Source organism: Frankiales bacterium (assembly GCA_016125335.1).
Lineage (GTDB): Bacteria > Actinomycetota > Actinomycetes > S36-B12 > CAIYMF01 > Longivirga.
The window spans coordinates 191,950-205,639 of the sequence record WGLY01000006.1 but is presented as its reverse complement, the minus strand read 5'-3'; the positions used below and the strand labels follow the sequence as shown (position 1 = coordinate 205,639).

Below are 13,690 nucleotides of genomic sequence, written 5' to 3'. Positions count from 1 at the left end.
CGGGGGCGAGGTGAGACCCACCTCGCCCCCGGACCGCGCCACCTCCGGGCCGACCCGGTCCGACGCCGCGCAGCCGCCCCACCGGGCGGGTCGGCGCAGTCCGTCTCGTACGACATGGAAGGCTTCCGCCCGTGAGCGGGTACATCGTCCGGCGTGTCATCAGCATGGTGCTGATGCTGCTGCTGCTGACCCTCGTCGTGTTCCTGCTGTTCAGCGTCCTGCCCACCGACCCGGCGCGGCTGACCTGCGGCAAGGCCTGCACACCTGAGGTGATCGCGGCCAACCGCCACAACCTGGGACTCGACCTGCCGGTCTGGCAGCAGTACTGGGAGTGGCTCAAGGGCATCTTCGTCGGACGCACCTACGGCTCGGGCACCGCCACGTACCAGTGCGACGCCCCGTGCCTCGGCTACTCCTTCAAGCGCGGTGAAGAGGTCACCACGCTGATCAAGGAGGGCTTCCCCACCACCTTCTGGCTGGCGATCGGCGCCTTCGTCATCTGGATCACGGTCGGCGTCACGCTCGGCATCTACTCCGCGCTGCGCCGCGGCAAGTGGCAGGACAAGCTCGTGATGGGCTCCTCGCTCATCGGCTACTCGCTGCCCTCCTTCTTCATCGGCCTCGTGCTGCTGTTCTTCGTCATCCTGAAATGGCAGCTGCTGCCGTACCCGTCCTACATATCGCCGTTCGACAACCCGCTGCAGTTCTTCCAGACGATGCTGCTGCCGTGGATCGTCCTGGCGTTCCTCTACGCCGCGTTCTACATGCGGCTCACGCGCAACCAGATGCTCGACACCCTCGGCGAGGACTACATCCGCACCGCGCGCGCCAAGGGGCTGCGCGAGCGGATCGTCATCCGCCGCCACGGCCTGCGCGCGGGGCTCACCCCGATCGTCACGGCAGCCGGCCTCGACCTCGCCGGCCTGCTCGGCGGCGCGATCATCACCGAGTCGATCTACAGCCTGCCCGGCCTGGGCAGCCTCGCGGTCAACTCCGTGGTCGACGCCGACCTGCCCGTCACGGTCGGCATCACGCTCGTGACGGCGACGTTCATCATCGTCGCCAACCTCGTGGTCGACCTGTTGTACGCCGTCATCGACCCGCGGGTGAGGCTGGTATGAGCGCCGCGTCCACGACCGGTGGCGCCACCGGTCCCTTCCTCGACGTCCGCGACCTGCGGGTGGAGTTCCCCACCGAGGACGGCCTCGTCCGCGCGGTGGACGGCGTCTCCTTCCAGGTGGGCCGCGGCCGCACCCTGGCCATCGTCGGCGAGTCCGGCTCCGGCAAGAGCGTGACCTCGCAGGCGATCATGGGCCTGCACAACCGCAAGACCGCCAAGGTCACCGGTCAGGTGCTCCTCGACGGTCAGGACCTCGTCGCCGCGACCGACGAGGAGGTGCGAGCGCTGCGCGGCCAGAAGATGGCCATGATCTTCCAGGACCCGCTCTCGAGCCTGCACCCCTTCTACACGATCGGGCGCCAGCTGGTGGAGGCCGTGCAGGTCCACCAGGACGTCAACAAGAACGCCGCCCGCCAGCAGGCCATCGCGATGCTCGACCGCGTCGGCATCCCCAACCCGGACCGGCGCGTCGACGACTACCCGCACCAGCTCTCCGGCGGCATGCGCCAGCGCGTCATGATCGCCATGGCGCTGCTCAACGGGCCCTCGCTGCTCATCGCCGACGAGCCCACCACGGCCCTCGACGTGACCGTCCAGGCGCAGATCCTCCAGCTGCTCCAGGACCTCCAGCGCGACTTCAACACCGCCATCATCATCATCACCCACGACCTCGGCGTGGTCGCCGACGTCGCGGACGAGGTGGTCGTGATGTACGGCGGCCGCCTCGTGGAGCACGGCTCGGTCGACGACGTCTTCCACCGGCCCGAGATGCCCTACACGCTGGGCCTGCTCGCCTCCATGCCGCGGCTCGACCGCGGCCGGGCCGAGCGGCTCGACCCGATCCCGGGCCTGCCGCCCTCGCTCATCCGCCTGCCGCAGGGGTGCGTCTTCCGGCCGCGCTGCACCTACCACGAGCAGGTGCCGGGGAACCGCTGCGACACCGATCGCCCCGACCTGCTCTCCACGGCGCCCGGCCACGAGGTGCGCTGCCACCTGCCGGCCGAGACCCGCCGCGCCATCGCCGCCGAACGACTCGGCACCGTCGTCACCGAGGAGTCCGCATGACCGCGACCGCCGGCAGCGAGCCTGTCCTGCGCGTCACCGGCCTCAAGCAGCACTTCCCGATCACCTCGGGCGCGATCTTCAAGAAGGTCGTGGGGCACGTGCGCGCCGTCGACGGCATCGACCTCCACGTCGACGCGGGCGAGACGCTCGGGCTCGTGGGCGAGTCCGGCTGCGGCAAGTCCACTGCCGCGCGCACCATGCTCCGGCTGCTCAAGCCCACCGAGGGCAAGGTGGAGCTCGCCGGCGAGGACATCAGCGAGCTCACCCGCAAGCAGCTCGTGCCCTTCCGGCGCGAGGCGCAGATGATCTTCCAGGACCCGTACAACTCGCTCAACCCGCGGCACACCGTCGGCACGATCATCTCCGCGCCGTTCCGGGTCCAGAAGGTCGAGCCCAAGGGCGGGGTCAAGGCCGAGGTCCAGAACCTCATGGAGCGCGTCGGGCTCAACCCCGAGCACTACAACCGCTACCCCAACGAGTTCTCCGGCGGCCAGCGCCAGCGCATCGGCATCGCCCGTGCCATCGCCCTGCGCCCCAAGCTCGTGGTGTGCGACGAGCCGGTGTCGGCGCTCGACGTCTCGATCCAGGCGCAGGTGATCAACCTGCTCGAGGACATCCAGAACGAGTTCGGCATCGCCTACGTCTTCGTGGCCCACGACCTCTCCGTCGTGCGGCACATCTCCGACCGCGTCGCGGTGATGTACCTCGGCCACATCATGGAGCTGACCGACCGCGACAGCCTCTACGAGCAGCCGCTGCACCCCTACACGCACGCGCTGCTCTCCGCCGTGCCGGTGCCGGACCCGGCGGCGTCGGCCAAGCGCGAGCGCATCCTGCTCCAGGGCGACCTGCCCAGCCCCATCAACCCGCCCTCGGGCTGCGTGTTCCACACCCGCTGCTGGAAGGCCCAGGAGCGCTGCTCGGTCGAGAAGCCCGAGCTGCGCGAGCTGCGCCCGGGCCACCAGGTGGCCTGCCACTTCCCGGTCGAGACCGTGACGGACGCCGTGCGCGCGCCGTCCGACGGGCAGGTGCGCCCCGAGGTGCCCGAGCGCTACGAGCCGCCCCAGGACTCGCGCATCCCCGGCGAGATGGGCGCCGAGGAGGCCTCGCGCCACCTCGAGCCGGGTCGGCACGAGACGCTCGAGCAGTAGGAGGGTCGGCGCGGAGCAGGCTGCTCCGCGCCGTGGCTCAGGCGCCCAGCGCCGGGCGGAGGAACTCCAGCTCGAGGCGCAGGCGGTTCTCCGCGACGTCCTCCTGCGGCGTCATGTGCGTGACGCCGGACAGCGGCAGCACCTGGTGCGGGCGGCCGGCGGCCGTGAGCGTGCCGGACAGCCGCAGGCTGTGGGCCACCACGACGTTGTCGTCGGTGAGGCCGTGGATCACCATGAGCGGCCGGCTGAGGCCCGGCGCTGACGGCAGCAGCGAGCAGGCGTCGTAGGGCGCCGGGTCCGCGCCCGGGTGCCCGAGGTAGCGCTCGGTGTACGCGGTGTCGTAGAGCCGCCACTCGGTCACGGGCGCGCCGGCCACGGCCGCGTGGAACACGTCCGGGCGCCGCAGCACCGCCAGGGCGGCGAGGTAGCCGCCGAACGACCAGCCGCGGATGCCCACCCGCGCGGTGTCGACGTCGTCGGGCCACGCGGCCGCGACTGCCGCCAGCGCGTCGACCTGGTCCTCGAGCACCGGGGTGGCGAGGTCGCCGTGGACGCCGCGGTCCCACGCGGGGCCGCGCCCGGGAGTGCCGCGCCCGTCGGCGACCACGACCACGAACCCCTGGTCGGCGAACCACTGGTCCTCGCCGTAGCCGAGCAGCGACGACACGACCTCCTGGTGGTGCGGGCCGCCGTAGGGGCACAGCAGCACCGGCAGGCGCCGCGACCCCAGCTCGTGGCCGGTGGGGAACAGGACCGCGGTGCGCACGCGACGCTCGCCCGCCTCGATCACCGTCACCTGCGGCGTGACCGCCGGGGTCTCCGCATGGCTGGTCACCGTCGTGACCGCGCCGGCGCGGTGCAGCTCGTAGGACGCCGCGGTGGAGGCCATCGACCGGCGCACCAGCAGGAGGGTGCCGCCGGCGCGGCGAGCCAGGCTCCAGCCGGTGTCGTCGAGCACCGTCACCGCTCCGTCCCATCCGACCAGCGCGACGGACGCGACGGTGGGCTCCGGTGCGAGCGTGACGAGGACGCCGTCGTCGTCGGTCTCGAGGACGCCGCGCACCTGCAAGCCTGCCGGGCTGAGCCAGTCGTCCCCCAGGTGCAGCCGGTAGGTGTCGGTGGCCGTGTCCGCCCGGCAGGTGAGCAGCCGCCCGTCGGGCGACCAGCGCGTGGCACCGGGCCAGGCGTCCACCCAGTGATCGTCGGTAATCCGGGCGAGCTCGCGGACCGCGCCCGTGGCCGGGTCGACCGTGAGGACCCGCTGCTCGCGCTGGTCGCGCGACATCACGACCACGAGCGGGTCGCCGTGCTCGGACCAGGACACGTCGACGAGGTACGGGCAGGCGTCGTGGTCCCACGCGACCGCGGCCCGCGTGCCGTCGAGCCGGGCGAGCTCGAGGCGCACCGCCGCGTTGGCCGTCCCCGCCGCCGGGTAGCGGTGGCGGTACGGCGCGGCCGCAGGGTCCACCGGGTCCGCGATCCACCACTCCTGCACCGGCGACTCGTCGACGTGCTCCAGCAGGACCGCGTCCGACGACGGCGACCACCAGTGGCCGCGCTGACGGTCGAGCTCCTCCGCGGCGACGAAGTCGGCGAGCCCCGCCGTCGCGTCGGCGTGCGCGGCGTCGGCGAGCGGGCGGTCGCCCGTGCCGTCGGTGCCGACCACGCGCAGGGACCGGCCCGAGACGTACGCGACGTGCCGGCCGTCGGGCGACACCCTCGGGTCGATCACCGGGCCCGGGACGTCGAGCGCCCGCACCACGCCGGCGCCGTCGAGGTCCACGGCGTACAGGCCGCCGGACAGCGCGAACGCGGCGGTCGTGACCGCACGGTCGGTGGAGTAGCCGACGATCCCGCTGCTGCCCTCGCGCATCCGCTCGCGCCGCGCCCGCTCCTCGGCCGAGAGCTGCTCGGGGCCCTCGTGCAGCACCGCGGGGTCGGCGAGCAGCCGTTCGGCACCGGACGCGACGTCGACCTCCCAGAGGCGGCCGACGGTGTCCGTGCCGGACCGCGACCGCACGAAGACGGCGCGCGACCCGTCGGGCGAGAGCGTGAAGGACCGAGGTGCGCCGGCGGTGAAGCGCAGGGTGCGGGCGTGCTGGCGCGGGAACGACTCGTCGGGCATGCCCGGATCCTCTCAGCCCCGCGACGCGGTCCCCCTCCTCACGCGCCGGGCTCCCGATCGCCGCGAGCGAACGCCGGATGCGGGCGCGCCGGTCCCGATTAGGCTCGCCGGCGTGACCACAGCCGACCACCGCCTCCTGCTCGTGCACGCGCACCCCGACGACGAGACCATCGGCAGCGGCGCCACCATGGCCCGCTACGCGGCCGCGGGTGCGCACGTGACGCTCGTGACCTGCACGCGCGGCGAGGAGGGCGAGATCCTCGTCGAGGAGCACGCGCACCGCGCCGCCGACCGCGAGGACACCCTCGGCGAGCACCGCGAGGTCGAGCTCGCGGCCGCCATGGCCGAGCTCGGCGTCACCGACCACCGCTTCCTCGGCCACGCGGGCAAGTACCGCGACTCCGGGATGATGGGCCTGCCGGACAACGACGACCCGGCCGCGTTCTGGCAGGCCGACCTGCTCGCCGCCGCCACCGACCTCGTGCCGGTGATCCGCGAGGTGCGCCCGCAGGTGCTCGTCACCTACGACGACTTCGGCGGCTACGGCCACCCCGACCACATCCAGGCGCACCGCGTGGCCATGTACGCGAGCCTGCTGGCGGCCGCGCCGTCCTTCCGCACCGACCTCGGCCCGGCATGGGACATCGCCAAGATCTACTGGACCGCGTTCCCCAAGTCGGTCGTCCGCGAGGGGATCGCGGCGCTGCGCGAGATGGGCGAGGAGGCCGGCTTCGCGGCGATGGACCCCGACGACATCCCCTTCGCCTGCGACGACGACCTGGTCACGACGGTGATCGACGCGCAGGAGTTCATCGACGCCAAGGTGGCCGCGATGCGCGCCCACGCCACCCAGATCAGCGTGGAGGACGGCTTCTTCGCGCTGTCGAACATGCTCGGCTCGCGAGCCCTGGGGATCGAGTTCTTCCGCCGGGTGCGCGGCGAGGCCGGTGGCGAGCCGGACGCGGCGGGGCGCGAGACGGACCTGTTCGCCGGGATCTGACCGTTCGGAGGATGCCGCGGCGAGCGCGCCGTCACGGGTCGTGACGGTTGGGCCCTCCGGGGTACTCCACACGGGTGAGAACGGCCGGTCGGACGAGGTCCTCGGGCCGCGCGTCGGTGACGATGTGTGCACGCCCTTGAGGGCGCACCCGGAACCGGCGGACGGAGACCTCAGGATGCGGCGACAGGGGACGAGGGGCGAGGCGTCGACGGCCACGACGGAGGCGTCCGCGCAGGTCGCCCCGGCGCCGGTCTCGGCGCTGCTGGCCGACAGCGCGACGCTGCGCCGCTCGCAGGCCGACGTCGGGCTCGCCCGCGAGCGCTCGCGCCGCCGCAGGCTCGGGCGGCTGTTCCTGCTGCTGCTGATCCCGGCCGGCTACCTCGCCCTGCGCATCGCCTCGGGCGACCCGTTCGACATCACCAACATCACGCTGCCGAGCATCGACCCGATGCTGCTCGTGCCGGCGCTGTTCTTCATCGCGCTGCTCGGCGTCCTGCTGGGGACCACGGTGGGAGCCGGTCGCTCGCCGCACGTCACCTACCGCCCCGAGCAGATCGACGTCTCCCTCGACCAGGTGATCGGCATCGACGTCGTGAAGGACGACGTGGTGCGCTCGCTCAACCTCTTCCTCGCGCACCGCACGTTCGCCGCCGAGATGGGCGGCACCGCGCGCCGGGGGCTGCTGTTCGAGGGCCAGCCGGGCACCGGCAAGACCTACCTCGCCAAGGCCATGGCCCGCGAGGCGGGCGTGCCGTTCCTGTTCGTCTCGGCCACGTCGTTCCAGTCGATGTACTACGGCGCCACCGCCCGCAAGATCCGCTCGTACTTCAAGGCGCTGCGCAAGGCCGCCCGCCAGGAGGGCGGCGCGATCGGCTTCATCGAGGAGATCGACGCGATCGCCATGGCGCGCGGCGGCCTGTCCATGACGCCGCTGCCGTCGCGGGCGACCGGGAGCGCGTGCTGCGGCGGCCTCGAGGGGCTGCCGTCGTCGTACGCCTCCGCGGCGCCCGCAGGCCCGGTGCAGAACCGGGCGCTGTCCACCGAGGGCGTGGGCGGCGTCGTCAACGAGCTGCTCGTGCAGATGCAGTCGTTCGACGACCCGACCGGCTGGCAGAAGCTGCGGACCGGCGTCATCGACCGGCTCAACCTGCTGCTGCCCCCCGGCCGCCAGCTGCGCCGGCCGGTCCCGCCGTCCACGAACGTCCTGCTCATCGCCGCCACCAACCGGGCGGACAACCTCGACCCCGCGCTGCTGCGCCCGGGCCGGTTCGACCGCCGGCTCACCTTCGAGGCGCCCTCGAAGTCGGGTCGCCGTGCGCTCATCGACTTCTTCCTCCAGCGCAAGGCGCACGCCGTCGAGCTCGACGAGGACGAGGTGCGCGACTCGCTGGCGTCGGTCACCCAGGGCTACACGCCGGTGATGATCGAGCACCTCTTCGACGAGGGCCTGGTCAACGCCCTGCGCCGCGGGGAGCACGCGATGTCGCGGGCCGACGTCGAGCGCGCCCGGCTCGTGGAGGAGGTCGGCATGGGCCAGCCGGTGGCCTACACCGACCACGAGCGCACGCTCATCGCGACGCACGAGGCCGGGCACGCCGTCACGGCGTGGCTGGTCGCGCCGCACCGCCGCCTCGAGGTGCTCACCATCGTCAAGCGCCGCGACGCGCTCGGCATGCTGGCGCACGGCGACGCCGAGGACGTGTTCACCCGCTCCCGCACCGAGATGCTCGGGCTGATCCGCATCGCGATGGGCGGCCAGTCGGCCGAGGAGCTGTTCTTCGACGACGTCTCCACCGGGCCGGCCGGCGCCCTCCTCTACGCCACGAACGTCGCGGCGCAGATGGTCGGGTCGGCCGGGATGACCGACACCCTGATCTCGTACTCCGCGGTGCAGTCCGGCGCGCTCTCGGACACCAACATCGTGGGCCGGGTGCTCGCCGACGGCGACGGCCGGGCCCGGGTGGAGCGGATCCTGCAGGAGCAGAAGGCGGCGACGCGCGCCCTGCTCAGTGAGAACCGCCACCTCGTCGAGGCGCTGCGCGACGCCCTGCTCGAGCGCCACGAGCTGATCGGCCGCGAGATCACCGACGTGCTCGAGGCGGCGTCGGCCGCGCCCCGCACGGTCGACCTGCGCGAGCGGGTGCCGTTCGCGGCCGAGGCGGGCACCGCCGGGTCCTGACGCGGCCGCCGCAACCGGAGGGCCCTAGGCTCGCCCGGTGAGCGACGACGCCCCCGCGGCGCCCCCGGCCGACCCCGGGGAGCCGCGCCCCAGGAAGGTCCGCGTGCGGGTCAGCCGGCTCACCCTCGCCGCCCTGTTCGCCGGCGGGCTGTTCCTCGGCGCTCTCGGCGCCGGCCTGGCCGCCGTGCGGACCCAGGTGCGCGGCGCCTGGGTGCCGTGGGGCCTCGTGCTGGTGCTGCTCGGCATCCTGGTGTGCACCCGCGGTGCGGCCTGGCTGGTGGGGTCGCGCTCGGGCGGCGCGGCGGTGGCGGTGGGCTGGCTGCTGCCCACCCTGGTGCTGGCCACGACCGGCCCCGGCGGCGACGTGCTGCTGCCCGACGTGCTGCGCACGCAGGTGTACCTGATCGGCGGGGCGGCTCTGGCCGCCCTCGCCGCCGCCGTCCCCCTCCCACGCGGCACGGCCGAGCTCGTGGCCTCGCTCGAGGCGCGCCCGCTCGTCGCGCCCGGACCCGATCCGGGCGACACCCCGGCCGCGCCGGACTGACGCCGCGGTCGCTTCAGGGTCGGCGCGGGCGCGCCGATGCAGCCCAGGTGACCGTCACCCTGCCCTCCCGCGGCCAGGACCCGGGGGCCACGTGGTTCGACGACGACGTCGCCGAGCCCGAGTCCACGGGGGTCGACCACGTCGTGGTGCGCCTGGGCGGCGGCCGCTACGCCGTCTGCGCCCCGGACGTCGCGGAGGTCGCGGCCCTGCCGCGGGCCACCCGCGTGCCGGGCACCGCCGCCTGGGTGACCGGCGTCGTCAACTGGCGCGGCCACGTGCTGCCGCTCCTGGACGTGCGCACCCTGCTCGGGCTCGACGCCGGCCCGCTGCCCTCGAGCGCGCGGCTCGTGGTGATCTCCGCGGAGGGCCTCGAGGCGGGCCTGGTCGCCGAGGCCGTGGCCGGCCTGGTGGAGGTGCCGCCGGACCTCGAGCCGGCGCCGTCCACGCTGGCTCCCGGCGCCGGCCGGCTCGTGTCCGGGCTCGCCGACGGCGGACCCGCCGGACGCGTGGCCGTGCTCGGCACGGCCGCGCTGCTGGCCCTGCGCACGCGCGCCTCGCGCGGCTGAGCACGCCGGGGCCACCGGCGTCTCGCAGCCGGTGGCCGTTCACCCCTTCAGGTGACCCCGGGACCGCCCGAAGCACCAGTGAGGGGCGTGTGGTCCCCGGGACGAACGGTGGGTGGGTCGTGGAGTTCAGCAAGCGCATCGCCGTGATCGCGTGCATCGCCACGTGGGGGCTGGCCGTCGGCGGCCCGCTCTCCGCCTGGCTCACGTCGGTGTTCGTGCCCGAGGCGCAGGTAGACGTCCCGCAGGTGGTCGCCTGGACGGCGTTCGCCGTGCTGCTGGCCGCCCTGACGACCGTGCTGGCCGTCCGCGCGCGCCGGGCCGGCGTGGCGCTGCGCCAGGTGGTGACCGTGGGCCGGGTGATCCTGCTGGCCTGCGTGGTCGCGATCACCGGGCTCGCCTGCGCCAGCGGCGGCCTGCTCGCGCCGACCTCGGCGCTCCTCGCCGTCACGGTGCTCTTCGCGTCGCTGCTCTTCTCCCGCTGGCTGCTCGCCGGCTTCGCGGTGCTGCTCGCCCTCAGCGTCTCCTTCACCGGGCTGGTGACCCACACCTGGACCGGGTCGGCGGTGCCGCTGGGCCTGCTCGCCCTGGTGGCCCTGCCGGCGATGACCCTCATCGACGCGCAGCTGACCGAGGCGGTGCTGGCCTTCGAGAGCAAGTCCACCCGCGAGCGCAAGCAGCTCGCCGCCCGGGTCGACGCCCTCACCGCCCAGCTCGAGCGCGCCGCCGCGGGCGACCTGTCGACCGCCATCGACGTGAGCTCGATGACGGGGGAGGGGCTCGACGAGCCCGACGACACCGTGGTGGTGCTGTCGGAGTCGGTCAACCAGGCGCTGGACAGCCTGCGCGCCCTCGTGGAACAGGTCCGCGCCGGGGGCGAGCAGATCTCCACCAGCGCCGTCGAGCTGCTCGCGACCGCGGAGCAGCACGCCGCCAGCGCGACGGAGCAGTCCTCCGCGGTGGCGGAGACGACGTCGACGATCGAGGAGCTGGCGGCCACCGCCGCGCAGATCGCGGACACGGCGGAGGCGGTCGCGCGCTATGCCGCGGAGACGCTGCGCCACGCGGAGGAGGGCCGGCAGGCCGTCTCCGCCTCGGTGCGCTCGATGGACCAGATCGCCGACCGGGTCGACTCGATCGCCGCGCGGGCCCTGTCGCTGGGTGAGAAGAGCCAGCAGATCGGCCGCATCCTCGAGGTGATCGACGACCTCGCCGACCAGACCAACCTGCTGGCGCTCAACGCCGCAATCGAGGCGGCGCGCGCCGGCGAGCACGGCCGGGGCTTCGCGGTCGTGGCCGCGGAGGTGCGCAAGCTCGCCGAGCGGTCGCAGGAGTCCGCCGGCCAGATCCAGGCGATCGTCGCGCAGATCCAGACCGAGACCCACGCGACGATCCTCGCCACCGAGGAGGGCTCGCGCGACGTGCACGCGGGGGCCGACCTCGCCCGCGACGTCGTCGAGGCGCTCGAGCGGATCTCGGGCATGGTCGACGAGACGACGACCGCGGCCAAGGAGATCTCGATCGCGACCCAGCAGCAGCGCTCGGCGTCCGACCAGGTCGTGGCCGCGATGACGCAGGTGTCGGACGTGTCGCGCCAGTACGCCGTGGGGTCCAAGCAGTCGGCCGCGGCCGCCGCGCAGCTGCACGCCCTGTCCGCCGAGCTGCGCGAGTCGATCTCGCGCTTCCGCGTCGCGTAGGCCCGCATGGCCTGGTCCGACGATCCCGAGCTGGTCGCCACCTTCCGCGCGGAGGTGGAGGACCGGCTCGCGTCGCTGCGCGACGGGCTGCTCGGGCTGGAGGGCAGGCGCGCCCCGCGCCAGCTGGTCGAGTCGCTGTTCCGCGACGCCCACACCGTGAAGGGCTCGGCCCGGATGCTCGGGCTCGACGCCGTGGTGACGCTGGCCCACCGGGCCGAGGACCTGCTGGGCATGCTGCGCGACGGGCGCCTCGCCGTGCGCCGCGACCTCGTCGACCTGCTGCTCGTCACCACCGACGCGATCGGGCGCTCGATGCCGGGCGCCGACCGCCACGTGCCGACCTCGGCCGTGGAGGACGTCGTCGCCGCGCTCGACTCGGCGCTGGCCGGCGCCGACCCGGTGGAGGTGCCCCGGCTGCCCGAGGCGGCCGCGGCCGACCCGGACGTGGACGACGACGACGCCGCCTTCGCCGGCGGGCGGGGCGGGGACCACGTGCGCGTGCCCACCCGCCGCGTGCACGGGCTGCTCGACGTCGTGGGCGAGGCCGAGGTGGACGTGCGGCGGCTCGAGCGCCAGGCGCTCGAGTGCGCGGCCCTGCTCGCCGAGCACCAGTCGCTGGTCCGGGGGCTGCGCCAGTCCGTGCTCTCGGGGGCGTCGTCGTCCGAGGTGTCGGACGCGGCGACCGCCGTGCTGGCAGCCACGGACCGCCTCCAGGCGCTGGCCCGCGACCTGCGCACCCGCAGCGAGGACGCGCTCGGCCGCATCGGACGGGTGCGCGAGGGTGCGATGGGCCTGGCCACCGTGCCGGTGCGCCGGCTCCTCGCCGGCTTCCCGGCGCTGGTCCGCGAGGTCGCGACCGCCACGGCCAAGGAGGTCGAGCTGGTCACCGTCGGGGCCGAGGTGGAGCTCGATGTGCGCGTGCTCGACGGCGTCGCGGAGGCCCTGCGGCACCTGGTGATCAACGCCGTGGACCACGGGTGCGAGCCGCCCGCCGAGCGGGTCCGGTCGGGCAAGCCGCGGCGCGCCCGGGTGACCGTCACCGCGCGGCAGGCCGGCTCCACGGTGGTGGTCGAGGTGGCCGACGACGGCGCCGGCATCGACGACGACGCCCTGCTCGCGGCCCTGGTCCGTACCGGACGCGTGGAGGAGGGCGCGGCGCCGGCGCCGCACGCGCTGCACCGCATGCTCTTCGAGCCCGGGTTCTCCACGCGCACCGACGTCACCGAGACCTCCGGCCGCGGCGTGGGCCTCGACGTCGTCCGCACGTCGGTGGAGGCGCTCGGCGGCACCGTGGAGATCGACAGCGCGCCCGGGCAGGGCACCCGCTTCGTGCTGACGCTGCCCGTCACCCTCGGCGTGGTCCGCTGCCTGGTGGTGCGCTGCGGCCAGGAGCGGTTCGGCGTCCCGCTGCCGGGCGTGCTCGAGACCGTGAGCCTGGCCGACGCCGACGTCCACGAGGTCGCGGGCTCGCTCGTGGTGGTCCGCCGCGACGAGACGGTCCCGCTCGCCGACCTGGGGTCGGCCCTGGGCGTGGCCGGCCCGCGCCACGCGCGGGTGGCCGTGGTGGCCCGGCCGGCCGGGACGCCGCTGGCGTGGGCCGTCGACGAGGTCGAGGCCGAGCGCGAGGTGGTCGTCACCCCGCTCGGCGACTTCCTCGGCGAGCTCCCCGGCACGTCCGGCGCGACGATCGACGACGACGGGTCCGTGCTGCTGCTGGTGGACCTGCGCGAGCTCGGCGCCCGGTTCACCGGCACCTCGGAGCTGCCCGTGCCGGGGTCCGAGCAGCCCGCGGCCGACGCCCAGGGCGACGCCCAGGCGCCCGCTGCGCGCCGCACCGCTACTGGTCCGGGCCGTCCGCGGGTGCTCGTCGTCGAGGACTCGATCGGCGTGCGCGAGCTCCAGCGGACCATCCTCGAGGCCGCCGGCTACGAGGTGGTGACGGCGGTCGACGGGCTCGACGGCGCCGACCGGCTCCAGCAGGAACCGGTCGACCTCGTGCTCTCCGACGTCGAGATGCCCGGCATGGACGGGTTCACCCTCACGCGCACCATCCGGCGCACCCGCGGCTGGGAGAACGTCCCCGTCGTCATCATGACGTCGCGGGGCGACGACGCCGACAAGCGCGCGGGCCTCGACGCCGGGGCCGACGCGTACCTGCTCAAGAGCGAGTTCGACCAGCACGCGCTGGTGGACGCCGTCCGACGTCTGGTCGGCCGATGACCGCCACGGACCAGATCCCCCACCGG

Annotated in this window: 8 protein-coding genes and 1 pseudogene; 8 read left to right on the top strand and 1 reads right to left on the bottom strand. The window is 74.3% G+C overall.

Going from position 1 to position 13,690, the window contains the following annotated elements; genetic code table 11:
- The first annotated feature begins 131 nt into the window (after positions 1-131).
- From GC157_04535 to GC157_04525, 3 genes are read left to right on the top strand one after another with little or no spacing between them, the layout of a single operon-like run.
- Positions 132-1,121, top strand: a complete 990-nt coding sequence (locus GC157_04535) for an ABC transporter permease subunit (protein ID MBI1376736.1) — start codon at positions 132-134, stop codon at positions 1,119-1,121.
- Positions 1,118-2,185, top strand: a complete 1,068-nt coding sequence (locus tag GC157_04530) for an ATP-binding cassette domain-containing protein (protein ID MBI1376735.1) — start codon at positions 1,118-1,120, stop codon at positions 2,183-2,185. Before GC157_04535 ends, GC157_04530 begins: the two co-directional genes overlap by 4 nt.
- Positions 2,182-3,336 carry a dipeptide ABC transporter ATP-binding protein gene (locus tag GC157_04525; protein ID MBI1376734.1) on the top strand — a complete coding sequence of 385 codons (1,155 nt, stop codon included), beginning with the start codon at positions 2,182-2,184 and terminating at the stop codon, positions 3,334-3,336. The genes GC157_04530 and GC157_04525 overlap by 4 nt, the downstream gene beginning before the upstream one ends.
- Positions 3,337-3,373: 37 nt before the next feature.
- Here GC157_04525 and GC157_04520 read toward each other — a convergent pair whose 3' ends face one another.
- Positions 3,374-5,461, bottom strand: coding sequence for a prolyl oligopeptidase family serine peptidase (locus tag GC157_04520; protein MBI1376733.1), 2,088 nt, complete (start codon positions 5,459-5,461; stop codon positions 3,374-3,376).
- On the opposite strand from GC157_04520, the gene mshB reads away from it, so the two are divergent.
- The 5 genes and pseudogenes from mshB to GC157_04495 all read left to right on the top strand — a co-directional run bounded on the left by mshB (position 5,460) and on the right by GC157_04495 (position 13,664).
- Complete coding sequence (gene mshB, locus GC157_04515; protein ID MBI1376732.1) at positions 5,460-6,461, top strand: N-acetyl-1-D-myo-inositol-2-amino-2-deoxy-alpha-D-glucopyranoside deacetylase; 1,002 nt, start codon at positions 5,460-5,462, stop codon at positions 6,459-6,461. The two genes, GC157_04520 and mshB, sit on opposite strands and share 2 nt — an antisense overlap.
- Positions 6,462-6,636: 175 nt before the next feature.
- Positions 6,637-8,640 carry an AAA family ATPase gene (locus GC157_04510; GenBank protein MBI1376731.1) on the top strand — a complete coding sequence of 668 codons (2,004 nt, stop codon included), beginning with the start codon at positions 6,637-6,639 and terminating at the stop codon, positions 8,638-8,640.
- A gap of 207 nt (positions 8,641-8,847) precedes the next feature.
- A complete protein-coding gene (locus GC157_04505) occupies positions 8,848-9,750 on the top strand; it encodes a hypothetical protein (protein MBI1376730.1) in 903 nt (300 codons plus the stop codon).
- Positions 9,751-10,934: 1,184 nt separating this feature from the next.
- Positions 10,935-11,444: pseudogene (locus tag GC157_04500) on the top strand (methyl-accepting chemotaxis protein).
- A 6-nt stretch (positions 11,445-11,450) separates the two neighbouring features.
- On the top strand, positions 11,451-13,664 hold the full coding sequence (locus GC157_04495; protein ID MBI1376729.1) for a response regulator: 2,214 nt from the start codon (positions 11,451-11,453) through the stop codon (positions 13,662-13,664).
- Positions 13,665-13,690 lie beyond the last annotated feature (26 nt).

What these genes read in the sequence shown, in the direction of transcription:
- GC157_04510 (MBI1376731.1), top strand. Translation starts at nt 6,637, where the DNA reads ATGCGGCGACAGGGGACGAGGGGCGAGGCGTCGACGGCCACGACGGAG.
- GC157_04495 (MBI1376729.1), top strand. Translation starts at nt 11,451, where the DNA reads ATGGCCTGGTCCGACGATCCCGAGCTGGTCGCCACCTTCCGCGCGGAG.
- GC157_04520 (MBI1376733.1), bottom strand. Translation starts at nt 5,461, where the DNA reads ATGCCCGACGAGTCGTTCCCGCGCCAGCACGCCCGCACCCTGCGCTTC.
- GC157_04530 (MBI1376735.1), top strand. Translation starts at nt 1,118, where the DNA reads ATGAGCGCCGCGTCCACGACCGGTGGCGCCACCGGTCCCTTCCTCGAC.
- GC157_04525 (MBI1376734.1), top strand. Translation starts at nt 2,182, where the DNA reads ATGACCGCGACCGCCGGCAGCGAGCCTGTCCTGCGCGTCACCGGCCTC.
- mshB (MBI1376732.1), top strand. Translation starts at nt 5,460, where the DNA reads ATGCCCGGATCCTCTCAGCCCCGCGACGCGGTCCCCCTCCTCACGCGC.